The sequence below is a fragment of the Lentibacillus sp. genome (assembly GCF_035301675.1).
In the GTDB taxonomy this organism is placed as follows: Bacteria; Bacillota; Bacilli; order Bacillales; family Amphibacillaceae; genus Lentibacillus.
This window is the reverse complement of record NZ_DATGTT010000097.1, coordinates 1-23,172: the sequence shown is the minus strand read 5'-3', so window position 1 is coordinate 23,172 and position 23,172 is coordinate 1. Positions and strand designations below refer to the sequence as shown.

Here is a 23,172-nt window from a genome sequence, read left to right as displayed (position 1 = left end):
ATAAACAAAGCGCAATCATCACATCAGAAAGCGGCGTAAAGGACAGAAGCACAAACAAAATAAATGCATAGATGACGCCCTGCAGCAATCCGAGCAGCGGGAATGTCCGCACCGCATATGACAGATAGAAACGACCCATCGTGAGCTCTCGTTTCACGGGAATGCTTGTGAAAAACTGCAGGTTAATGCCCATTCCTGTAAAAATGCCTCGCAATCTAGTGAGCATGAGTCTCACCCAACATAATGTTTAATAGTTTCCGGGAGTCCAAATGTTTTTCCACATGTCTAGCCAGTTTTTCATAGGTAGCTTCTTTTTCCACTTCATTGTCAGCGGGTACTTCCTGTGTACTTAAACTGTCCTCTTCAAGGAGGTTATGTTCGATGTGCGGGATGACACCCAAAACAGGAACACCGGTATAGGCCTCAAGCCACTCGCTGCCTGAAGCAAATGAGGTGACATCGCCATGAAATTTATTAATGATGAGCCCCTTCACCCGTTGTCTTTCTCCCTGCCCGAGCAATGCTAATGTCCCGACTATACTTGCAAAGGCTCCGCCCCTGTCAATGTCTGCCGTCAGAATAACCGGAACATCCGCCATTTCGGCCGCAGCCATATTGGCAAGGTCACGCGCCTTCAGGTTCATCTCCACAGGACTGCCTGCTCCCTCGAGAAAAATGAAGTCAAACTGCTTCTCCAACTGCTTCAGTGCCGATTGAATCGTTTGTTTAGCTTCATTGTGCCAGGACTTTTGATAATCACTGCCATTAATTGTACTGATGGTGTCCCCCATAAAAATCACCTCTGTCCGATGATCTCCAGAAGGTTTTAAGACAATCGGATTCATGCATACGGATGGCGTAAGACCGGCTGCTTCAGCTTGCTGGGCCTGCGCGACACTCATTTCTTTTCCATCTTCCGTTTGAATTGTACGATTAGACATGTTCTGTGCTTTGAATGGTGCAGCGCCATAGCCTTTTTCAGCAAACAATCGGCACAGAGCGGTTGTGAGAAGACTTTTCCCGACATTTGAAGCCGTTCCTTGAATCATAACCCCTCTCATTCCGCTGCCCCTTTCTTGCAAACCGGGATCCCGTTTTCAACCAAATAGGCCGTATCCGCCTGGTGAACGATCTTTTGATGAAGGTTACCAAGTATGTATTGGAATTTTTTCATTAATTGTTCCTTAAAGGGGACCCCTTGTGTCACTTCATTAGAAACAACAACTAGCACTGAGGAAGCTTCCTGAAGACTGGTTATTTCATCGAATAGACAATCAATCAGCCATTCAGATTCCTTCATCATCAATTCAAATAAATAATTGTCCAGAAGCGTTGTCACGCAATCCAGAACAAGTATATCCCGTTTTGAAAAATGCTTGGCAATACGCTGTACGTTGTACGGGCATTCCCAGGTTTCCCAGTGGACGGGGGCGTTTTCCCGGTCTCTCCGGTGGCGGGCAATCCGTGCCGACATCTCCGTGTCATTAAGATCACCACATGCAATATAATGCAGGTTTGCTTCCTGGTCCCTGCCTAAGTCCATTGCCATCTTCTCCGCATATGAGCTCTTTCCGCTTCGAACACCGCCTGTGACAAAAATCAGTTTCCCTGTTTCCATTCGGATAGCGCCTCCATCAATAGATTGTTTTGCTTTTCCTTTTTAACAGCTGCACGAAGCCATGTCCCTTCAAGGCCGGGAAAATTATAGGTGTGCCTGAGTACAAGCCCCTTACGTAATAAAAACAAAAATAATTCTTGCTGATCGTCCTGTGAAGGGGCTTTGATCAGATAAAAATTGACCACTGATGGGCTGTAAAGAAACACATTTTCCCTAAAATAAGCAAATAACCGCATCCTTTCAGCCTCTATATACGACCGTGTCTGTTCGCTGTGCTGCCCGTCATTCAAACAGAGCGTTCCTGCTTTTAAGGCGATGGCATTCAGACTCCAATGCGGCTGGGTTTTCCGGATCCGGTCAAGAAGCTCCGGCTGTCCCGCCAGAAATCCCAGGCGCAGCCCCGCAATACTGTACATTTTTGTGAGTGATCGCAGGACCAGTAAGTATGGAGACCGGCCTGCTTGTTGAATGGATGTGACAGGATTGGATGCAAAATCATAAAACGCTTCATCGATGACGAGCAGCGTTTTTGATTGTTCACACGTATTAATCAGCCAATCAATCGTCTGCCTGTCATATTGCACGCCTGCCGGGTTATTGGGATGGCAAAAGAATACAGCATCAACTTTATTGATTTTCTGTTGCAGTGCTTTTTTTTCCAACTGCCAGCGTGGCGGATGAACAGTATGATAAAAAATAGTACAGTTTTCATTCCTGCAGGCAGACTCATATTCGGAAAAAGCCGGATGAATGATCAGCACTTTTTTTCCGCGAAGATAACGGGCGATTAGCGTAATAAGTTCAGATGCGCCATTTCCGGGCTGCAACTGCGATTCTACGACGCCTTCATTTTCAGCAATAGCCTGTTTCAGTTCCGAAGCTGTTGGATCCGGGTAATCGTCAATCTCCTCCAGCCAACGTTGCCAGTGGTGTTTGATGGCAGGTGGTGCGCCCAGCGGATTAATGTTCACACTGAAGTCCACTATGTTTGCAGGCTTATCCATTCCCAAAGCCTTGAACAGACGATCAGGATTAGAGCCATGTGCCGGCAATCGCATAACATCCTCCCCCTATCCATAAAAATATTAAAAAGAAGCCGATTGAACGTTCCATGATCGAAATAGCCTCTTGAATATGCCCCTTCTGCAAGTCTTTCTGCGGCAGGCCCATAACGGCCCGCTCCGATTTGATACCCTGGTAATAATTTGTGCCGCCGAGTTGAACACCCAGAAGAAGCGCAACGGCTGCTTCCCCCCAGCCGCTGTTCGGACTTGGATGCTTAGCGGCTTCTAATTTCAACGCGTGAAATGTCTGTCTTTTCGGCATGAAAGGCGACGAACAGACGGCAATCATACAAACACCGGTGATGCGGCTTGGAATCCAGTTAACCATGTCGTCAAACCGGGCGGATGCCCAGCCAAAATCGCGGTACCGCTCATGTTTGTACCCAACCATCGAGTCACACGTATTAACAGCTCGATAAACCATCGCCAGTGGAGCACCACCGAAAAATGCCCAGAATAACGGCGCGGTTACGCCATCACTAATATTCTCTGCAACGGTTTCGACGGTTGCCCGGGTAATCCCGCTTTCGTTCAAGCTTTGAGTATCCCTGCCGACAATCATCGACACCTGTTGCCTGGCCGCTGCTATATCACTGTCTTTTAATGGATGATAGACGTTCAACGCAGCTTTTTTCAAATCGTTTTGGGCGATTGTGGTCGCGATGATCACTGATTCGGCGGCAACTCCGGCTATGGAATGAAGTTGATAAGTTCCCCACACAACAAGGGATGTCACCAAAAATACTGTCAGAGTTACAATAATTAATAAAATTATGCCTTTAGCCTTTCTTTGAACGCCTTTATTCAGACGACGTTCAAACCAGGAAATGAAAGTTCCGATCCAGCGTACCGGGTGCGGCCATGAAGGCGGATCACCAATCAACCGGTCGATCATAAGGGCTATTGTGATACTGATTAAATGATAACTGATCATATGCTATCCCGCCTGGTAACGCTCGATAGCTTTTTTGGTTTCCGTATAAACACTTTTTCCAATCAACTGACCAAGCTCTGTTGCTGTCCCTGCATACGATAACGTTTTACCCTGTTGCGTGGCGGCCACCAGAACACTGTCTGTTGAGGTGCCGGTTGCTATTGTATCCGTTCTTTTATCCCGAATATCCAGCTCCCTTAATGCCTGGGTCTTTGCCTCTGTCGCCGTCATGATCGCCTGGATAAACGCCTCTTCTGTTACGTGCCCATTGACAAACAGCCAAATATTGATCGTTCCCTGGGTCATCGGTTGTACCGCTCCGACTGATTGTGTACTATCTGTTGCATTACCGACTCCAGCAGTTACGACAGTAAAAATGGAGAATTGCTCATTTTGCCAAAGGCTGCAGGCAGCATTTTTCGGCTGAACCGCGGTCATCATGCCCACTGTATGCGATGCGTCGAATCCATTCCTTTCAAGATAATCGTGCATCTCACCATTAGGATCAGAACAGTTATAATCATTTAGCACATGACGATTGACAAAAGCGTTGTTCCAGCCGATCCCGGCACCACACATACCTGATGATAATGTTCTTAGTGGAATTGGTGAGGTTAAGGTAATATGCTCCTCGTTAATGTTCAACATCGATGGACCGATTGTGACCACTCCTGCTGACCTTTCAGCCTTATCCGGAAGCAAATGCATTTGCGGCTTGGCGACCGACGGGTGTGGATGTTTGGTCACATTCGTCTTGTATACTTCTTTAATCAAGCCCTCTGTCAGTACGCCATCAGGTGTATGTATCGCTCGCTCCCGGCCCTCGTGCAATAACAGCAGCCGATCACAGTACAGACTTGCAAGGTTCAGATCGTGGAAAATCGAGACGACCGTTAATCCTTCTTGTTCCGCCCCTTTTTTCAACAGATCCAGCAAATCTTTTTGATAGGCTAAATCCAGATGATTCGTCGGCTCGTCAAGCAGCAGTAGATTAGGCTCCTGAGCTAACGCCTGGGCCAGGAATACCCGCTGCTGCTCCCCGCCTGACAATTCCTGAACAGTCTGATGCTGAAATGCCGTAATATTCGTCTGCTCCATGACAGTATGCAGTACATGCTCATCCTTAGGTGTCCAAGTCTGAAAAAAACCCTGGTGATGCGCATACCTCCCAAGCGCAACAGTCTCCCTGACTGTATATGAAAACGCATGTGCCGTGAGCTGAGGCAGAACAGCCATCTTCTTCGCTAATGCTTTCCGTGAAAAATCGACTATATTTCGGTTATTCAGCTGAATAGAACCGGACGTGCAGGGAATTACGCCGCTGATCATTTTCATAAGTGTCGTTTTACCGCTTCCATTGGGCCCTAATATGCCAAAAAATTCACCCTGAGAAACGGAAAAACTGATATTTTGAATAACCGGTTCACCGCCATAGCCTCCTGACACATGCTCAAGGTTCAGCATGACAGTACACCTCCTCTCCATAGTTATGCGCGAGTTTCTGATGATGTCGCACGTGTTTTCGATCGTGTCGCACGTGTTTTGCATCTTCGTGTTACTCGATGCAAAACACGCCAGTTCACTAGCTTTTTCGCTGTTTCATTAGAATTAATGCAAATATCGGAGCCCCGATTAATGCTGTGATGACACCAATCGGGAGAATCCTTGGTGATATAATGGTTCGTGACACAAGATCTGTCAGCATTAAAAATCCGGCTCCGGTTAAAATAGACAGAGGCAGCAGGTGAACATGGTCCGGCCCCCATAAACGTCTCGTCAAATGTGGTATCACCAACCCGACAAACCCGATTGCCCCGGAAACAGCGACTGCCGCTCCAGTCAGAATTGAACCGGCAACAAGGATCACCAATTTCCGCTTTTCGACATCAACACCGAGATGCTGGGCACGTTCCTCCCCGAATGACATCGCATTCAACTCGCTGGTGTTCAGTAAAAGCAGCAACGACCCCAGGATGAAAAACGGGACAATAATCCCTATATGACTCCACCCCCGCATGGATACACTGCCAAGCAGCCAGCCCATAATTTGCTGCAGCTGATCACCCGTTAACGCAATAATCAGCGATATAAACGCCCCCAGAAACGAACTGAAGACAATGCCTGTTAAAATAATCGTCTCTACCCGCATCGTCCGATCCACTCTTCTGGCAAAAAACAGCACAAATAAAATGGTTAATAAAGCGGCTGCTATACTTAAAGCCGGCAGCGTATAAAGCCCCAGAAAAGGAATCGAAATGTTAAAAAACAATGTCACAACTGCCCCGACAGATGCACCGGAAGAGACGCCCAAAATGTACGGATCTGCCAATGGATTTCGCAGCAGACCCTGGAATGCCGCTCCAGCAATGGCAAGAGAGGCGCCGACCAGACCGGCAAGCAGCACTCTGGGCAATCGGATTTGCGAAACAATATTCATATCCATCGAATCAACCTGCTCAGCTATCGATAAGCGAAAAACGTGTGCACCAATAATTTTGACGATATCTGAAACAGGAACTGATACACTGCCAACGGATATGGCCGCAAGCATCGATACAAGCAAGAAGGCAAATGCCAGCACATATGCAAGCAGATGATTATTCGTCAAAAATTTCCGGATAAACAACTTTAGCAATCTCCTTTGCACCTTCCGCTAAACGGGGGCCTGGACGGCTTACAATATCTGACGGCACATCGTAAACCTGCTCTTTCTCAACCGCCGTCATATCTTTCCAACCATCACGCTTGAGGACTTGCGCTGCCGGATCGTCCTCATAATCACCATATGTTGTTATAATGACATCCGGATTGAGTTGCACAATAGCCTCAGGATCCATCTGAACCCATCCGTCCTGCTCTTTTGCTGCATTATCTGCATTGATAACCTGCAGGAGATCATCAAAAAACGTATTTTTTCCCGCCGTAAATAGCTCCGGTGCAGGTGATACTTCAAAAAAGACCGACTTACGTTCATCATCACTGATTGCCTTCGTCTTTTCACGCAAAGCTGCAAATTCTTCTTTCATATTGCTGACGATATCTTCTGCCTTATCCTGTGTACCGGTAACTTGTCCAATCTGTTCAACCGATTCATACGCCTCTGTGATTTGCTGTGCGTCATGAACGACATATACATCGATGCCGGCATCACGGATCTGCTGCAGGGCTTTTTCTGAATTATGTGCACTGGAAGCATGCGCAAGCACAAGATCGGGCTCCAGACTGAGGATCACTTCCACATTCAGCTCCAGACCGCCTACACGCTCTTTTTTCTCTACCGCTTCCGGATAATTGTCATGGTCCGAAACACCGACGATTTCTTCTCCCAATCCGAGTGCAAACGCAATCTCGGTATTACTCGGGATTAAGGAAACGATCCGCTCCGGTTTCTCATCAATCGTCATATCATGATCAAGCGCATCGGTGACCGTTAATGGAAATGCGGATTCTTCTGCCTCTGTTTGCCCAGTGCTCTCATCCGTACTCTCAGGTTCTTTTTCCGATTCAGGACTGTCAGAACCGCAACCGGCCAGAAGACCCAGTGTAAGCATTAATAATAGAAAAAAAGATAAAACCTTTTTCACTTCAATACCCCCTAGTGTATGTTATACAAAATAAAAAAACATCTTCACGAGAAATGAAGATGATTATGTAAAAGAGCAGTAACTAAACCTGTCCCTTTACACCCTCCTATTCCCCGTAGGCATTGGTGCACAATAGGCATCAGGCAGGTCTCCTGGCTCTTGGTCATCACTTGCTGCACCTTCCCTTCCCATACATTCACATGTACAGTGGTTATAACAGCTAGCTCGCAATTTACAGTGGCGGGACCGCGCTGGACTTTCACCAGCTTCCCTTTTAAGATTTCACAAATTGAAATCACCTGTACCCAAAACTATTAAGTTATTCGCTGAATCCAATTATACATAATGTTGCAAAATCTGTCACGTTTCTGCTTGGTTTTAAAAAAGCGGGGAAATTCTTATTCAACAATTTAATCCCGCCCCTTATCGTTGAATAGGTTTTATTTATGTTTGTACAGGGGCATACCAATATATTTTATACATTTGTTCTGATACACCGAAATATAATCTATCTATAATACAGCTGTATATTCCTCTAAATTATCCCTTTGAATGTAAATTATCCGCCGGTAAGAAATCAAAAATTTCACCGGACTCGATTGAATCCGCAAGTTGTTGAAGCCAGTAACAGTATTTCTTGTAATCTTCTAATTGTTCAAGATCTTGCCTGGCTTTTTTGTGTAAACTTTCCTCGGTTTGTTCATCCTCAATGACTTCTTGAAGCTGATCCTCTGCCTGTTTGATGGCGAAAAGGTTTATCTCGGCTTCTCTTTTCCATTTACTTCCGAAAAATCGACCGAAATAATTGAAGAAGTTTTTCTCAGCCACAAAATGATCCTTTCTAGAGCCTTTTCGCCATATTTTCCGGACAATATTAATTTCCTGTAAATTACGGACCGCTGTGCTCATACTAGGTTTCGTCATCCCAAGCTCATCTTTCATTTCATCAAGGGTCATTGGACTCTGCTTAAAATACATTGTGGCATAGAGCCGGCCGATTGACGGAGTTATACCATACAAATCCATCGTTTCGGCAATCGCATTAATGACTTCTTGCTCCGCATAGTTAATTTTTGATTCAGCGGAAAGTACTTCTTTTTCGTCCATGGTCCTCCCATCCTCCGTTTCTCTGTTGTTCAGATTTCTTGTCAATACTGTAGATACTTAAAACCCAGCGTATGTAAGAATTCCCCTTGTACTGTGATTTCAATCACCATGCTTAAAGTATATCATGACACTTTCCATTTTACTTTGATCCGCGGTTTCAGTACATTTCATAACCATTGCGTTAATCTTAACATAAATTATAACTGGTCATTTGAATTGTCTTTCAGCAGCGCATTCTTACTGGAACCACCACTTTCAATTGATTTCTTTTATCTTCCCTTGTAAATTCAAACAACTACACAATTTTCATGATCTATTACCGTATGGGCTTAAAGAAAAAAGGAAGTGGCCAAACCCACTCCCTTTCATGTCTTACTGGCGTTTTTTCGTTTTCTTGTTGTTTGCTTTTTCCGTTTCAGTTAACGGTTCATTGGCAAATTCATGATCATATTTCCTCGTAAGATCCTTCCTTACTGCCTGCTCGTCACTGAAGCCATTCGTTCTTTTTTTGTCATTTGCCATTACAAACACCTCCAGGTCATAGTTTTGCCCAGATGAAGGCTATCCATGTGTTTATTTATGGCATATGGCACATCTAAACTTTTCGGCAGTTTTTTCACTATTTAGATGTTAACCAATTTTTCTTGTACTGTCTGAGGCAACAGCCGAAATAATAAACCTTTATATTTAATATCAGCTGCTCCGGCGAACACAAGAATGATAAATAATAAAATAGCTGTCTTATTATTCCATTCCATAATTTTACCTCCCATATAGAATTGCCCGCCATTTAACACCCTTACCTTAAGCTGCATAACGCATTTTCCAGCACGATTTCCCATCATTAATGGCAATCACTATCTTCCTCCGCCCCCGATTGAATACACTGTTCCCAACCGTAAAAAATCACAAATTAAAGGAGATAGCACGCCGCTATCCCCTTTTAATAATACGCATATTTATGCTTTAAATCCATTATTAACTTCGATAGCGATCATACGGCAGCGGGTTCCATATTCTGTATCCCAGTTCTTCTGATCGAAGTACGGACGGGATGTCGTCGAACATTCGCCGGGCTACTTCCAGCTCGCGTTCTGCTTCTTCCCTGTCCTGATACATAAATTCATCGGAAGCCTTCTCTGCTGCTTTATCCACTTTTTCCTTCAGGGACTCAACGACCATTTCCTGCTGTTTAAAGAGCGATTCACGCGCATCAGCTACCCAACCGGCTTGAGTTGACCTTAATGTGTCCGAAACATGACTGAATTCCTCAAAAATCTCTTTATAAACGCGATCAGCATTGGAGCGTACATCCAGAATCGCTGCTTCCAAATCGTCAAGCGTCAGTTCTTCCACCTCAAGCGCTTTACGTCGCTCTGGCCCACCTAACCTGGATCTGTCTAAATAATATGGAAAGATGCTTTTTATGGTCTTTCCAACTGGTCTGACGGCCTGATTATTTTCATCAACACCTTTAGGCTGGATGCCCTGCATTGCAATCCGGGCTGATTCAGGACGGACAATTTCCTTTGGCGGCAGCACACCATAGCGCAGCAGTTCTCTGATACCCGTCCCCGAAATATTGATGCGATACCGCTCATCATGCGGACACGTCTGGTCTGTTGCTTGATGATCACAACGTGTGCAATAGAACACTTCATGGAACAAGCGTATATCAATGCCCAACTCATCAGATGTAAATTCATCAAAAATGGTATGGGCTTCATATTTACCATAAAAGTCTCCAATACCCGCATGGTCCCGGCCAATAAGCGCATGGGTGCAACCATAGTTTTTCATAATAATCGCATGCAAAACGGCTTCCCGCGGGCCGGCAAAAATGTATGTTACCCGCAACGGTGCAAGCATCGTTCTTTCTTTTGGATAGTAGTTTTCCAATACACTGCGATAAGATAACATCCGGAACTCATGCCTTGTGTATTCACGTTTTGCCATCTCTACCAGCGGCTGGACAAACAAACCATCCATTTCTTCCAGCGCATTTCGATGTATATACTCATGCCCGCGATGCATCGGGTTAGCTCCTGTTATAAATCCGCCGACGGAGTTAAATTTTTTCTCCTCATAAAACAGCTCCCATGTATCTTTCGGTTCCATTCTGATGTTCTCAAACGGACCCCAATGGACACGGCGCAGCAACTGAATCGGACCGCCTAATGCTGTGTCCCCCATCCGCCGGTAAATGGAATCGACGCCGGGATGGCTGCGGTCCTTGGTGCCAAACAGATGTGATGCTCGGAAATCCCGGTCATAGTGAAAGATATCATCTAATTTTAAAATGGCAACCGGTTCTTTTGTATCATCCGCTAGCGCTACTTCATCTCCAACCGATAACGTTTGAATGATTTGCTCGTTCTGATCGCCAATAGGCGCAAAACTCAATGGAACCGGCCAGATAACGCCATTTTTCAAGCGGCCGTCTGTCAGAACGGACTTGTAATCCTCTTCCACCATAAACCCTTCGTTCGGAGACAATACACCAGTGGCAATCATCTCAAGCGTAATGACAGCTTCCAAATCCACCATAATCATTGGCAGCTGCTTCGCTCTCTCCATTGCTTCATCACGCTCTTTTCCCGTAAGAACGCGATTCACTAATTTTTTGCCATGCGGCTGCTGCGGGTAACTGGCTAATTTTTCTTCATCCAACGTCATTTGAAATTGACTCAACAGTTCTCCTCCTCGCTTCCTCTAATAATCTATTGAATGGGTCCCGGGTTACGTTTATCCCGCTTCCCTTGTCCCCCTGTTCATATATATGGAAAGACTGCTATTACTATAACTGTGGAAAAACTGCCCTTTGGAAAGTCATGAAGCATTTCATTTTCCGGTCATTGTTAGTCTTGGATGAGAGTTTCTTTAATTTGGTGAGATAAAATGGCAGGTAACAATGGTGCACTAAAATATGAATCACAAATTAATTTTCTGTAAATTCCGCAACTTCAATGATAGCTGAATTATGCTCTTTTGTAAAGATATTGCAGGAACAGACCAATCTCTGAGCCAAATCAGTTTATAATCCGTATATATTAGGTATTTAGATCTAGTTCTTTTTACCCTTGAGTAAATTTTTGGAATTATCTATCATAAATAGTGTTTGGGCATCGATTTTTAATAGAAAGGGGCGAAAAAGGGAGCATTATCGTGCCAAAACAAAATATATTACATGAGGGGGAAACATATGCTTAAGCGTATTGGAGTATTGCTTGTCATATTTTTAATGGCGTTCAGTCAGATGGCTTTTGCGTCAGGCGAATTGACGTCCAAGCCTGAACTGCAGCGAAAAAACCTGAAAGCTGGCGAACTGGAGCCAACAATCGACCCGGAAGAAGAAGTGCGCGCCATTGTTGAGGTTGAAGGTGGAGCACCAATTGAGAAAGCGACCAAGAAAGGCGTTAAATTCGGCAGCTTGAGTGTTGATGAGAAAAAGCAGTTATTAAACAAAGCAAAGGCCATGAAAAAAGGCGTTAAGAGCGCCATGAAAGGTAAAAACATTAACGCCAAATCACTGCAGGAATTCAACGCGGTCATGAATGGTTTCAGTGTCCAAGTGCCATACAAAGATTTTAAAACCATTGAAGATCTCCCGAACGTCAAAGAAGTGACAATTGCCAATGAATATAAACAGCCGATTGCCGAGCCTGACATGGTTCACAGTAAAGAGCTGGTTGAAGCGCAGCAAGCATGGCGTGACTATGATTTCAAAGGAGAAGGCATGGTTGTCGGTGTAATCGATACAGGGATTGATCACGAACACCAGGACATGGTGCTATCAGACGATACCGATGTGAAATTGACCGAGGATGAGGTCAATGAAACCATCGCAGAAGAAGAACTACCCGGCCGTTATTACACGGAAAAAGTACCATACGGCTATAACTATATGGATGAGAATCATGAGTATACCGATGATTTTCCAGGTGCATCTTCCCACGGAACACACGTGGCAGGATCGGTAGGTGCAAACGGCGATGAGGAAAATAACGGCATTCTGGGTATCGCTCCGGAAGCACAGCTGCTGAACTTAAAAGTTTTCGGCAATGATCCGGAATCCCAAACAACTTACGGAGACGTCTACATAAAAGCGATTGATGATGCAATTAAACTGGATGCGGATGTATTGAATATGAGCCTGGGATCCCCTGCCGGTTTCGTCAACGATGAATCACCGGAGCAGCAGGCTGTCACACGAGCGGTTGACAACGGTGTATTAATGTCCATTTCTGCCGGTAACTCCAACAAGTTCGGGGAAGGGTTCTTTTATCCATACGCCTCCAACCCGGATTATGGTGTAGCCGGATCCCCGGGGGTTGCTGATGACTCCCTGCAAGTGGCATCGTATGAAAACAGCTTTATGAAAATCGATGCGGTTGAATACACTATCGATGGTGAAACCGGATCATTCGGGTTTATGTCAGCCAGCCAGGCAGACCCGCCGGGTGACGGCAGTTCCTTTGAATTAGTAGATGCCGGGCTTGGCTATCCTGAAGACTATGAAGGAAAAGATGTTGAAGGAAAATATGCGTTGGTGCAGCGAGGTGAATTTTCCTTTGTAGACAAAGCACTGAATGCACAAAATGCCGGTGCGGCAGGCGTATTTGTTTACAACAACACAGACGGCATGGCCAATATGGCGTCCGACCCTGCGATTGAAATCCCGCAGCTGTTCTTGTCAAAATCAGACGGTGAGTTGCTCGCCGAAGCGCTTGCTGATGGACAGAATCCAACCGTTTCCTTTCACGGGGATAAAACATCGATTGTAAATCCTGACGCAGGAAAAATGAGTGATTTCACATCGTGGGGGTTAACGCCTAACCTTGATTTTAAACCGGAAATTACAGCACCGGGCGGACAGATCTATTCCACGCTGAATAATGGCGAGTATGGCATTAAAAGCGGTACGTCGATGGCAGCTCCGCATATTTCAGGCGGCGGTGCATTAGTCATGGAACGTGTTGATCAGGAATTTGGCTATGAAGGCGCCGACCGTGTCAACCTGGCCAAGAAACTGATGATGAACACGGCTGAAACAGTCAACTTTGAAGGTGCCCCTGTTTCGCCTCGTCGTCAGGGTTCCGGTATCTTGCAGCTGCATGCCGCATTGTCAACTCCGGTTGTCGTAACCGAATCCGACACAGGTGAAGCAAAAGTTGCCCTGAAAGAGGTAACTGACAATACCGTCAGCTTTGAATTGACAGCGAAAAACTTTACAGACGAAGCTGTGACGTATGACATTGAAGCAAACGCCCAGACGGATACACCGGCTGATGGCGGCGGTGTCCTGGTAACAGCGCCAAACCAATTCCCGGCACAAGAGCTGGAAGGTGCAGCAAACGTTGACAATAACACAATCGAGGTTCCGGCAAATGACAGCGCGTCGTTTGAAGTTACCATTGATGTCAGTGAGATGGATGCAGATTTAACATCCATTTTCACAAACGGCTACTGGCTCGAAGGCTTTGTGACCTTAACCGATCCAACCGATACGAACCCGACGCTGACGGTTCCATACGCTGGTTTCAAAGGCAAATGGGATGAAGCGCCCATCTTTGACTCAGCCGATGAATCATCCTATTATGGCATGACCGGTATCGCGACAGACACTGGTGATGGAAACTATGAAATCTTTGAAGAAGACGCCCTCATCTCGCCGAATGGTGACGGTGAACTGGACAGTGCATTGCTCGTGGTTTCGTTCCTGAGAAACGCCAAAGACGTCAGCTTTAATGTGCTGGATACTGATGGCGAAGTTGTAAAAACGTTAACCGAAGAAGACTACGTACGGAAAAACTATTATGACGGCGGACTGGTGCCGACATACTCCCTTGATCCGGAACGTACATGGGATGGCACCATTGATGGCGAACCAACCCCGGATGGCCAGTATTTCTTGCAAGCTGAAGGTGTCATCAACTTCAACGGAGCAGAGCAGCAATCTATTAAACTGCCAATCACTGTTGATACTGCCGGACCGGAGATAGATGCTGACATCAACCGTGGTCAGCGCGAAGTTGATCTGGAGGTGTCCGATGATAATGGCATTGCCGAATGGGAAGTTCAGGTTGATCAAGAGGAGCCAGTCGTCCTGACAGATGATACCGAACTTGAACTGGATGGCATCCACCCAAGCCAAGTCGTGACCGTTACGGCTACCGACAACGCCGGCAATGTAACCGAAGATGTTGTCATGGGGCCTCAGGGTAAAGCCAAAGGCAAATTTAAAGGCAATAACGGTAACGGCAACAATGGCAATAACGGCAGAGGCAATAATGGAAAAGGACCAGGAAAATAATATACTAAAACCGGTGTCCACGCAACGGACACCGGTTTTCAAACTGGACTTATATCTAATTCGGCCCAGTCGTCTCTTGGTTCAAACTTCCAAACTTATTTCTTGTTGCAAGATAATGCGAGATGGGGTAAATGAATAAATTAAAAAACGAATAAATATATTGCCAATTCGGGTATTCATAATAATCCAACCACATAAACAGTGGCTCAGCACCAAATGAAATAACAGAGCTGTAAACTAGTGCTTTAACAAGGACATTTAATTGAGGCTTAATTTGCAAAAAGAACATAGTAAATACGGGCAGTAAACTTAAATCCCAGGTAATTTAATGTATAAAATGATGATTAAACAAGATGGATGTAAATATCTTCTTAGAACTTTCCATACCTTTTGCACAAAAGGTGCCATTTCTATAATATATATCCAATTATTATGCGAATGTCATAAAAAAGTGAATGGACTGCGGAAAACAGCCCATATTGGTGAACCTCCCCCGCCTACGTCTGCGCCACTTTAATGCGAATAAGGAGCCAAACGGCACCCAGCAGCACAAACACGCCGCAAAGGATAGGCCAGGCTGTAAAAGACCCTATGCTGATAAACCAGGAACCAAAAACCGAACCCAGTGTAATCCCCGCATACATCGCGGTCTGATTCCAGGCCATCGCCGTCCCCAGCCGATCGGGGAACCGGATTGCGAGTCGTGCCTGAAAGGATGAAAAGGATACATAACCTGCAAATGCCATGATTGCAAGCAAAGGCCAAAGCCATACCATGTTTGAAAATAATAAGCCAAGCGCAGCCAATGCCAACGCCAGCATAACCAGGGCGAGCGTCGGAACCGCCCGTACGTTCCAGACATCCGCTAGTTTACCGCCAGACAGACTGCCCGCAATGGCGCCTATGCCATAGACCACAAGGGCAACCGCGACAAGTCCCGAAGAAAAATCATTCACGGACTTTAATCCTGTACCCAAATACGTATATAAACCATACACGCCCCCAGCCCAAAACATCGTGACGGCCACATCCAAAAGAATCTGGCCCAGTCGGCCCATTTCAGGCAATGCTGATTTTGCCCGAGATGCAGATTGGCTTGGCCAGATGCGTGCATTTAAAATAGCAAGCAGTATAGCCACAACTGCAAGCGCGATAAAAATCACCCGCCAGCCGAAGATTTGCCCGGTGATGGTGCCTATCGGCGCACCGGTCCACAAAGCCGTCAAAAAGCCTGTCGTGACAATCGCAAGCCATCGGCCACTCTTGCCTTGGGGTGCTGTATCACCGGTGATCGCAAACACAGACGCTGCCACCATGGATGCGGATAATCCCGCAAGAATTCGGCTTCCCAACAGAATTAGGAAAGTCGACGCGAGGCCAGTAACCGCATTGGCAGCCATAAAGCCTGTTAAACCAATCATGATCATCCTGCGCCGTCCCCACTTATCCGACAAAGCACCGAACCATGGTGCACCAAAAGCATACATTAGGGAAAAGACCGTCACCATCCAGCCAGCGGTCGATGCTTCAACCTTAAACTGGTTGGCAATCGACGGCAACAACGGAGAAACGACAAATAAGTCTGTCCCCATCAGAAATAACGTGATCCAAGCTGTCAATAACTGAACTCGTTGTGTCCATGACCTCTCCATCCTCAATCCTTCTTCCAATTCAACTATCTATCATGCAATAGTTATAGTTTAACAAAAAAATCCCATTCCACTCTAAAAACAAGGCTTTGAACTCTCATCAAAAATCAAAAACACACTCGGTCATCATTGATTCGCTTATTTTCCCTCAAATTTCTTCATTACAGGAATGCTATCAATAAATTTTTCTTAAAAAAAAGGTCGATAAATGTAAAACGATTAATACAGGAATTTTATTCACTTTATAGAAATCATTAGTATAGGGCAACTGTTCCATAAATTTAATTAAGGAGGGTGATCGTATGTTCAGGAAAAATCTATTAAAATGGTTGCCACATATAAAATGGCTGCCACATAATGAGCAAAGTGTGTACGAAAGAAAGCTTTCAAAGGTGATGAAGGAATTAAAAATTGAAAACTACGATTTTAATTGGGATCGCACCAGTTGTTTTATTGAATTTCGCTATCTGGAAAATTCCTACAGGTTGGAACACTCTATAGAAAAAGCTAAAAAAAAGGGCCTTATTTTAGGGAATGGATTGGATTGTTTAATGGAGCTGACCCAATCCCTTGAAGATCTGTGTGGAATCATTAATAGAGGAACATATAAATTCGAGACATGGATAGCAGGCATGATACAGTCATCTTCGGAGCAAGAGATGCCCGAATTCCAAGAAGAATTTCAAATAAGATATAAGTCATTAGGAAAGCAGAACCTCTCTGATTATTATAAAGAAGAATATATACCTTTTGCGACTGAATCATCTCCAAAGGACACTGACCAAAACCATCAAAATCATATTATAAGGCGGCGACAGCGTAATCAAGGGCCTTTAATTTAAACATTAAAATAAAGGCTTATAGCTTGGGATAGCGCAGGAAAATGCGGACTTACAACGCTAAAAAGTTCAAATATAAAAAGCCTAATTTCTCAATGGGTTTCTTTTATCAAAGTGTAAACTTTGAACAATCACTTTCATTTATTCGCGTTTTTCAGTGCCTGGTCATATTTTATAGGGGGTTGAATGACTAACCCCCCTAAAAATATCCTATGCTCAATTAAGTGGTCGCAGCTTGAAACCGGTCAAACCGCAGTGGATCTGCCTGGACAATCGTTTCTTCTTTCCCCTGCATGAGTTCTTCCATTAATTTTCCGGTGACAGAGGCCATGCTGATGCCATCCCCTTCATGCCCAGCAGCGATATAAAAGCCGGGGACTTCTTCCACGGGGGATACAATCGGCAAATGGTCTTCGGTAAACGGCCGAAACCCTGTGTACGTCCGAATCATGTTAAAATCATCCATGGACGGGAAAAACCGGAGTGCCCGGCTCGCGATGGTGCGGACCACGTTCATATCCACCTGGTCGTCATAGCCGACAAACTCCCGACTGCTCCCAAGCAGGAAGTTTTGACTGTCCGTCGGCTCCAGAACAAGTGCGACACCGTGTTTTTCTGTAATCGGATCCGCGATGCGCTCCCGCCCGAATTTATTCATTAAGTAACCGAACTCCATCACATTCCGCATCATGACCGGGTTTGCCCGGGATCCTACCAAAATATGTCCTTTTCTCGGCTCAATCGGGATCTTCAAGTCGAGCATTTCGCCAATAAATGGAGCCCATACGCCTGCTGCATTCACAACTTTTTTCGCTGTAACGGTACCGGACGATGTCTCGATCGTAAAGTCTTTTTTCTTTGATATGGAGGTTACTTCTGCATTGGTCTTAAGCGTTAAGCCATACTGTTTTGCTTTGTCGACCAAAGAATAACAAAATAAGTATGGGTTAATCAGCGAGTCTGTTTCGCATTCCAGCCCCCCTGGAATATCATGGGCGAAATATGGAGATTCGTTGCGTACGTCCTCATTTGTAAGGAAATTGAACTTGAGTCCGGAATCGTTTTGTGTTTTCACCCATTTTTCTGCCGCCTCTGCTTCGTCGTCATTGTCACATACCAGGATACTGCCAAGTGCGCGATACTCGAACGGCAGATCCAGTTCATTCTGCAACTCGGCAATAAGCTCCTGACTTTTCCACGACATATGACTCTCAAAGCCGGGATCTTTGTCAGTAATGGATACGTTGCCATCACACCTGGATGACGTGCCGCTTGCAATATCATTTTTTTCAATCAACATACAGTCCATACCAGCTTTTGCAGCATAATAGGCAATCGAACAACCGACAATGCCACCACCGATAATCGCCACTTCCGCATGATTTTTATTAGTCATGGTCTATCTCCTTTTGCCGGGAATTTTCCAAAGAACTTTTATTTTTCTGGTATCTTGTAAAAATTAATCTATCATATATGTTAGAATAAATTTGTAGAACCTGTCAATTCACTTCTAATTCAATGAAATCAGTTCCTCAGGCGATAGTCTGGGCGGGTAATCCCAGCGTCAGACGACCTTTTGAATTGAAACAGATTTTCTTTTAGCAAACGGATATTAACTTGAAAAGGTGAAAGAAACCTCACTTGTCGCCCTGTATGAAGCTGGATACTGATGAACAGGGAAATTTGATTTGTTCCGAAGATATTCAGAGAAATACAAAAGGAGAAATGCATCATGGATAAAGTGGTTGTTTGCAGATGTGAAGAAGTGACAATGGAAGACATCAAACATACTGCAGAAAAATATCAATGCTCGGCACGTGAAGTGAAACTGCGTACGCGCGCCGGCATGGGATACTGCGGGGGACGTACATGCAGACCGCTCGTCAATGCTGCTTTGGAAGAAGCAACAGGCGAAAAACCCGGCAATGACCTCCCGCTTAAAGTCCAGCCGCCGGTCAGACCGGTGACACTATCCGAATTAGGGGGTGACAAGTGATGAATAATCGAATCATGAATCACCCCGTACTGGGAAAATTAGAGAAAGAAGCAGCATTTACGTTTACGTTTGACGGGAAGGAGTATCAGTCATATGAAGGCGATACCATTGCTTCTGCCCTTCTTGCAGGCGGTGTCCGCACCCTGAGAGTACACGAAAATTCAGCGTCACCGCGGGGCATTTACTGCAATATCGGACATTGTATGGAGTGCCGCGTAACGGTAAATGATACACCCAGTGTTCGTGCCTGCCTGACCGAAGTGAAGCCGGATATGGTTGTGGAAAGCGGCAAACCAAAAGCCGCCCCTTTTACCGATCGCGAAAATATGCCGCATACGTATACGGAATTTGAGCAAAAAAGTAAACGAAAGGCGGGAAATAACCATGTCTGATGTCGTGATTATCGGTGCTGGTCCGGCGGGATTAGCCGCTGCGATTTCCTGCCGCCAATGGAATCTGGATGTTACCGTGATAGATGAATTCCCGAAACCGGGTGGAAGATTGCTCGGACAACTGCACCAGGAACCGGACGGGCAATGGTGGAACGGTATTGAGGAAACCAAAAAGCTGCTTGATCATGCTACATCGCTTTATACGGATATCCAATGTGGTGTATCGTGTTATAACATCGAAAAAACCGAAAACGGATTTACGGTACATACGAATAAAGGAACGTTTCATACGAAAAATCTGCTGATCGCAACCGGAGCCGCCGAGTCAGCGGCACCGATCCCGGGGTGGACACTTCCGGGAGTCATGTCGATCGGTGCTGCACAGGTAATGACGAATGTCCATCGTGTTCGCGTCGGAAATAAAGGCATCGTAGCCGGTGTGAATGTCCTATCCGCGGCGATTGCCCGGGAACTTCAGCTTGCCGGTGTGGAGCTGCATAGTATGGCATTGCCGGCGAAAAATGCCGTAACAAAGGAACACGGCGATCCACAGTCAGTTATGGATGGACTGATACGCATTGCCCATCTTGCGCCCTCTGCCTTCCTTCGTTTCGGAAGCAAATTTGCCAAATCAACATGGGGCCGAAATATGGCGGTCAAATTTTATCCGAAGCGCGGCGTAAAAATGTGGGGCATGCCGATTCATGTCCGTAAAGCAATCGTGTCGATAAATGGAACGGAAAAAGTAGAGTCGGTCACCATATGTGATGTGAAGCCGAATGGAGAACCTATCCCAAAAAGTGAAAAGACCGTGGATGTGGACTTTGTTTGTATCGCCGGCGGGCTATATCCGTTAGCCGAACTTGCTGCTGTCATCGGTTGCCCTTTTCAATATGTGGAAGAACTCGGCGGCCATGTTCCCATCCATAATGAACAGATGAAGACGCCTGTTGACGGTTTATTTGTGGCAGGTAACATCACGGGGATTGAAAGTTCCAAGGTTGCGATGGCGCAGGGAGAACTCGCCGGCCTGTCCATTGTGCAGCAAATGATCCGTGATTCAACATCGATGGATGAACAAATGCGTGCAGCAAGGAACAAAGTCAACACCGTTCGCGAAAATGCATCCATCCAGTTTCACCCGAATATCGCAGAAGGCCGGGAAAAGATAGTCAGCGCATTTTCAAAACAACAAGCCTAAGAATTAGCATTGGAATCGAGTATGAAATCGTAAAGGTTTCATACTCGATTTTTTATATAACTCAACTCTCGCACCGTAAAATGATCCCCATAAACATCCAAGACATCTACATTCGATTTGATCGTATGATAATGAAGACCATCAGGATAAACATCAAGAGGGCGATAATGGCGCCTATCTCGATGATTGGAAGCTCCCAAATGACAGTGCTCTGCCCGACGAGTGCCAGTCCTATGACCAGGCCGGCCATGATAATACTGAATGCGAGCATCAAAATACTAAACGCAATTCTGTTGCTGATTTTGTCCAGCCGGCGCATGACTTCGTTGACATGCTTGACATTAATATCCAGTCCGACCCTGCCTTTTTTCAAAACAGACATGACATCTTTAACATCCCGGGGCAAATCGGTCAAAATATCGATGTTTTCCCCGATCTCCCGCCATGAATTCCGAAGAACTTCGATTGGATGATAACGTTTCATCATTAATTTCCGGGCAAAAGGCTCAGCTGCACGTGACAAACTGAATTCCGGGTCAAGTCTTCCGAGCACACCTTCAAGTATCAGGATCGTTTTGCTGATGATAACCATTTCGGTCGGAATCCTGATATAGTGATGATAAACCACATTAAATATTCCGATGATAATCCGTCCGAGGCTGAGATCTTTCAGCTTAACATTCTCATACTGCTGGTGGAGTTTATCCAAATCACGTTTCAGCGCTTCGATATTGGTCCGTTCGTCAATCAGATCCATCCTGGAAAAGGTTTTGATCATGCCGCTGCTGTCGCCCTGGTGAAGATTAACAATAATCGAAGCAAAATGACGTTTCAGGTTTTCGCTGACATGCCCTGTCTCCCCAAAATCCAAAAATGCAACGGTATTGTTCGGCAAAATATGAACATTCCCGGAATGCGGATCTGCGTGGAAGAAGCCATTATCCAGAATCTGTTTCAACATTGCATCCCCAAGGCGTTTTGCGATAATTTTCCGGTCATACCCCTGATCTTCAAGCTCTTCATTATTTGAAACCTTGATACCACTGATTTTTTCCATTGTGAGGACTTTCTCTGTTGTCATCTCCCAATAAATTTCCGGAAACTTAACGAATGTGTCGTTTTCAAATTGCTGCGCGACCAGCTCGCCGCTGCGTCCTTCCATTATGTAATCCAGTTCATTCCGGAGCGTTTCGGACAGTTCAACGATGATGTCGGAAACCCGGTAACGCTCGGCCCAGGCTGTTCTCTCCTCAAGCATGTGGCCAATGCTGTGAAGGATCTCCAGGTCCGTTTCCATTTTGGGTTTGAGCCCCGGACGCTGCACCTTGACCACAACCTCTTCCCCGCTCAAAAGACGGGCTGTATGTACCTGCCCGATTGAAGCTGTCGCAAGCGGTTCATGGTCCACATGGGCAAATATATTTTCAAGATTGTCATCCATTTCTGTTTCAATCGTATTCTGAACATGGAAAAAATCGAAAACGGATGCCTCATCCTGCAGTTTTTCCAGTTCCGTTGTAATCTCCTGCGGCAGTGTGTCATACCTTGTGCTTGCAATCTGACCCAGCTTAACGGCTGTCGGTCCCAGTTCCTGCAAGGCATGACGCAGACGTTTTCCCACGCTTTTCATGCTTGTATTGATTTCAGCTGACTCCTCATTGGTTGCAAGCCCGCGGTCAGTTAAGCCGACCCGAAACAAAATATGACTGAAGCCATTTTTCACAAATACATTCACGATTTCCCGATATCGTTTCGTATGTCTGATTCGTCGCCCGAGCATCAACGTGTCACCCCCTGTCTTATGATATGTAAAACGCGCTTCATATAACAATTATTTTCCCTTTTCTTTACCAGGATTAAACACTATGAAATCTGATGCGCTATTCTTGCTGCCTTTCAAATTTTTGAAACTTAATGTTGTGTTAACTATAATAGTAAAAACACTTGAAGACAAATTTACAAGCTCCTAAAGGCTGGGGGTCAATTCCATGAAAATATACACGATCGGCCACTCCATCCATTCAAAAGTAAGATTTACAGAAATGCTTCAAGTTGCCGGTATTGATGTGCTGGCAGACGTCCGAGCATTCCCGGCGAGCCGGAAACATCCGCAATTTTCCAAGGAAAACATGCAGGAGTGGCTGTCTGATGCCGGTATTCAATATATGCATTTCAAAAAGCTTGCCGGCAGACGAAACAAGTCAGAGGAGATTGAACAGGTGTTAAACGACGGCTGGGACAATCAATCGTTTCATAATTATGCGGATTATACATTGACTGATGAATTTCAGAAAGGGATCCGCGAATTGACGCAAACCGCCCACCCACATACCGTTGCCTATTGTTGTTCAGAACGTCATCCATCCCGCTGCCACCGGTTATTGATCAGTAACTGGCTGGCTGCAAACGGCTGGGAGGTGGCTCACATCATGGAATCAAACAATGAAACACAGCTTGTACCGCACAAAATGGGAC

The 23,172-nt window shown here is 45.5% G+C and carries 21 protein-coding genes, 1 pseudogene and 1 riboswitch; of the genes and pseudogenes, 6 read left to right on the top strand and 16 right to left on the bottom strand.

What is annotated here, in order from left to right; translation table 11 throughout:
- From VK097_RS14110 to VK097_RS14055, 12 genes are all read right to left on the bottom strand, one after another.
- Window positions 1-226: adenosylcobinamide-GDP ribazoletransferase (locus VK097_RS14110; RefSeq protein ID WP_324212440.1), on the bottom strand; the 226-nt coding region annotated here is incomplete at its 3' end.
- Entirely contained in the window at window positions 216-1,061 is an 846-nt protein-coding gene (locus tag VK097_RS14105; RefSeq protein ID WP_324212439.1) for a cobyric acid synthase, read from the bottom strand. The genes VK097_RS14110 and VK097_RS14105, both read right to left, overlap by 11 nt.
- Window positions 1,058-1,618 carry a bifunctional adenosylcobinamide kinase/adenosylcobinamide-phosphate guanylyltransferase gene (locus VK097_RS14100; protein WP_324212438.1) on the bottom strand — a complete coding sequence of 187 codons (561 nt, stop codon included), beginning with the start codon at window positions 1,616-1,618 and terminating at the stop codon, window positions 1,058-1,060. Before VK097_RS14100 ends, VK097_RS14105 begins: the two co-directional genes overlap by 4 nt.
- Window positions 1,600-2,676 carry a threonine-phosphate decarboxylase CobD gene (cobD, locus tag VK097_RS14095; RefSeq protein WP_324212437.1) on the bottom strand — a complete coding sequence of 359 codons (1,077 nt, stop codon included), beginning with the start codon at window positions 2,674-2,676 and terminating at the stop codon, window positions 1,600-1,602. Before cobD ends, VK097_RS14100 begins: the two co-directional genes overlap by 19 nt.
- Entirely contained in the window at window positions 2,651-3,616 is a 966-nt protein-coding gene (gene cbiB, locus VK097_RS14090) for an adenosylcobinamide-phosphate synthase CbiB (RefSeq protein ID WP_324212436.1), read from the bottom strand. The genes cobD and cbiB overlap by 26 nt, the downstream gene beginning before the upstream one ends.
- A gap of 3 nt (window positions 3,617-3,619) precedes the next feature.
- On the bottom strand, window positions 3,620-5,080 hold the full coding sequence (locus VK097_RS14085) for an adenosylcobinamide amidohydrolase (RefSeq protein WP_324212435.1): 1,461 nt from the start codon (window positions 5,078-5,080) through the stop codon (window positions 3,620-3,622).
- A gap of 118 nt (window positions 5,081-5,198) precedes the next feature.
- On the bottom strand, window positions 5,199-6,251 hold the full coding sequence (locus VK097_RS14080; protein ID WP_324212434.1) for a FecCD family ABC transporter permease: 1,053 nt from the start codon (window positions 6,249-6,251) through the stop codon (window positions 5,199-5,201).
- Window positions 6,214-7,200, bottom strand: a complete 987-nt coding sequence (locus tag VK097_RS14075; RefSeq protein WP_324212433.1) for an ABC transporter substrate-binding protein — start codon at window positions 7,198-7,200, stop codon at window positions 6,214-6,216. The genes VK097_RS14080 and VK097_RS14075 overlap by 38 nt, the downstream gene beginning before the upstream one ends.
- A 125-nt stretch (window positions 7,201-7,325) precedes the next feature.
- A riboswitch (cobalamin riboswitch) is annotated at window positions 7,326-7,518 on the bottom strand.
- A 222-nt stretch (window positions 7,519-7,740) separates the two neighbouring features.
- A complete protein-coding gene (gene cudC / locus VK097_RS14070; protein WP_324212432.1) occupies window positions 7,741-8,307 on the bottom strand; it encodes a choline uptake/conversion transcriptional regulator CudC in 567 nt (188 codons plus the stop codon).
- 372 nt (window positions 8,308-8,679) lie between these two features.
- A complete protein-coding gene (gene sspO / locus VK097_RS14065) occupies window positions 8,680-8,829 on the bottom strand; it encodes a small acid-soluble spore protein SspO (protein WP_324212431.1) in 150 nt (49 codons plus the stop codon).
- 101 nt (window positions 8,830-8,930) lie between these two features.
- The gene (locus tag VK097_RS14060; RefSeq protein ID WP_324212430.1) at window positions 8,931-9,065 is read right to left on the bottom strand and encodes a hypothetical protein; all 135 of its coding nucleotides are present in this window, start codon (window positions 9,063-9,065) and stop codon (window positions 8,931-8,933) included.
- Window positions 9,066-9,285: 220 nt separating this feature from the next.
- A complete protein-coding gene (locus tag VK097_RS14055) occupies window positions 9,286-10,998 on the bottom strand; it encodes a sulfate adenylyltransferase (RefSeq protein WP_324212429.1) in 1,713 nt (570 codons plus the stop codon).
- 511 nt (window positions 10,999-11,509) lie between these two features.
- On the opposite strand from VK097_RS14055, the gene VK097_RS14050 reads away from it, so the two are divergent.
- Window positions 11,510-14,620, top strand: coding sequence for a S8 family serine peptidase (locus VK097_RS14050; RefSeq protein WP_324212428.1), 3,111 nt, complete (start codon window positions 11,510-11,512; stop codon window positions 14,618-14,620).
- 55 nt (window positions 14,621-14,675) lie between these two features.
- Here the strand turns inward: VK097_RS14050 and VK097_RS15480 are convergent, their stop codons facing one another.
- Window positions 14,676-14,945, bottom strand: a complete 270-nt coding sequence (locus VK097_RS15480) for a CBO0543 family protein (protein ID WP_414672183.1) — start codon at window positions 14,943-14,945, stop codon at window positions 14,676-14,678.
- Between the two features lie 172 nt (window positions 14,946-15,117).
- Complete coding sequence (locus tag VK097_RS14045; RefSeq protein ID WP_324212427.1) at window positions 15,118-16,272, bottom strand: MFS transporter; 1,155 nt, start codon at window positions 16,270-16,272, stop codon at window positions 15,118-15,120.
- 299 nt (window positions 16,273-16,571) lie between these two features.
- Between VK097_RS14045 and VK097_RS14040 the strand changes: the two genes are divergently transcribed.
- On the top strand, window positions 16,572-17,111 hold the full coding sequence (locus VK097_RS14040) for a hypothetical protein (RefSeq protein WP_324212426.1): 540 nt from the start codon (window positions 16,572-16,574) through the stop codon (window positions 17,109-17,111).
- Between the two features lie 217 nt (window positions 17,112-17,328).
- Here the strand turns inward: VK097_RS14040 and VK097_RS14035 are convergent, their stop codons facing one another.
- A complete protein-coding gene (locus VK097_RS14035) occupies window positions 17,329-18,504 on the bottom strand; it encodes an NAD(P)/FAD-dependent oxidoreductase (RefSeq protein WP_324212425.1) in 1,176 nt (391 codons plus the stop codon).
- 336 nt (window positions 18,505-18,840) lie between these two features.
- Between VK097_RS14035 and VK097_RS14030 the strand changes: the two genes are divergently transcribed.
- The 3 genes and pseudogenes from VK097_RS14030 to VK097_RS14020 all read left to right on the top strand — a co-directional run bounded on the left by VK097_RS14030 (window position 18,841) and on the right by VK097_RS14020 (window position 20,697).
- Window positions 18,841-19,104, top strand: coding sequence for a (2Fe-2S)-binding protein (locus VK097_RS14030; protein ID WP_324212424.1), 264 nt, complete (start codon window positions 18,841-18,843; stop codon window positions 19,102-19,104).
- Window positions 19,104-19,397: pseudogene (locus VK097_RS14025) on the top strand ((2Fe-2S)-binding protein); the annotation flags it as partial. The gene VK097_RS14030 and the pseudogene VK097_RS14025, both read left to right, overlap by 1 nt.
- Window positions 19,398-19,488: 91 nt before the next feature.
- The gene (locus VK097_RS14020) at window positions 19,489-20,697 is read left to right on the top strand and encodes an NAD(P)/FAD-dependent oxidoreductase (RefSeq protein ID WP_324212423.1); all 1,209 of its coding nucleotides are present in this window, start codon (window positions 19,489-19,491) and stop codon (window positions 20,695-20,697) included.
- A gap of 106 nt (window positions 20,698-20,803) precedes the next feature.
- Here VK097_RS14020 and VK097_RS14015 read toward each other — a convergent pair whose 3' ends face one another.
- The gene (locus VK097_RS14015; protein ID WP_324212441.1) at window positions 20,804-22,477 is read right to left on the bottom strand and encodes an ABC1 kinase family protein; all 1,674 of its coding nucleotides are present in this window, start codon (window positions 22,475-22,477) and stop codon (window positions 20,804-20,806) included.
- A gap of 208 nt (window positions 22,478-22,685) precedes the next feature.
- Between VK097_RS14015 and VK097_RS14010 the strand changes: the two genes are divergently transcribed.
- Window positions 22,686-23,172: DUF488 domain-containing protein (locus VK097_RS14010; RefSeq protein ID WP_324212422.1), on the top strand; the 487-nt coding region annotated here is incomplete at its 3' end.

Bases quoted from the DNA above. Each gene is read 5' to 3' on its own strand.
- VK097_RS14105 (WP_324212439.1), bottom strand. From the start codon at position 1,061: ATGAGAGGGGTTATGATTCAAGGAACGGCTTCAAATGTCGGGAAAAGT.
- VK097_RS14100 (WP_324212438.1), bottom strand. From the start codon at position 1,618: ATGGAAACAGGGAAACTGATTTTTGTCACAGGCGGTGTTCGAAGCGGA.
- cobD (WP_324212437.1), bottom strand. From the start codon at position 2,676: ATGCGATTGCCGGCACATGGCTCTAATCCTGATCGTCTGTTCAAGGCT.
- cbiB (WP_324212436.1), bottom strand. From the start codon at position 3,616: ATGATCAGTTATCATTTAATCAGTATCACAATAGCCCTTATGATCGAC.
- VK097_RS14085 (WP_324212435.1), bottom strand. From the start codon at position 5,080: ATGCTGAACCTTGAGCATGTGTCAGGAGGCTATGGCGGTGAACCGGTT.
- cudC (WP_324212432.1), bottom strand. From the start codon at position 8,307: ATGGACGAAAAAGAAGTACTTTCCGCTGAATCAAAAATTAACTATGCG.
- sspO (WP_324212431.1), bottom strand. From the start codon at position 8,829: ATGGCAAATGACAAAAAAAGAACGAATGGCTTCAGTGACGAGCAGGCA.
- VK097_RS14060 (WP_324212430.1), bottom strand. From the start codon at position 9,065: ATGGAATGGAATAATAAGACAGCTATTTTATTATTTATCATTCTTGTG.
- VK097_RS14050 (WP_324212428.1), top strand. From the start codon at position 11,510: ATGCTTAAGCGTATTGGAGTATTGCTTGTCATATTTTTAATGGCGTTC.
- VK097_RS14045 (WP_324212427.1), bottom strand. From the start codon at position 16,272: ATGGAGAGGTCATGGACACAACGAGTTCAGTTATTGACAGCTTGGATC.
- VK097_RS14040 (WP_324212426.1), top strand. From the start codon at position 16,572: ATGTTCAGGAAAAATCTATTAAAATGGTTGCCACATATAAAATGGCTG.
- VK097_RS14035 (WP_324212425.1), bottom strand. From the start codon at position 18,504: ATGACTAATAAAAATCATGCGGAAGTGGCGATTATCGGTGGTGGCATT.
- VK097_RS14030 (WP_324212424.1), top strand. From the start codon at position 18,841: ATGGATAAAGTGGTTGTTTGCAGATGTGAAGAAGTGACAATGGAAGAC.
- VK097_RS14020 (WP_324212423.1), top strand. From the start codon at position 19,489: ATGTCTGATGTCGTGATTATCGGTGCTGGTCCGGCGGGATTAGCCGCT.
- VK097_RS14015 (WP_324212441.1), bottom strand. From the start codon at position 22,477: ATGCTCGGGCGACGAATCAGACATACGAAACGATATCGGGAAATCGTG.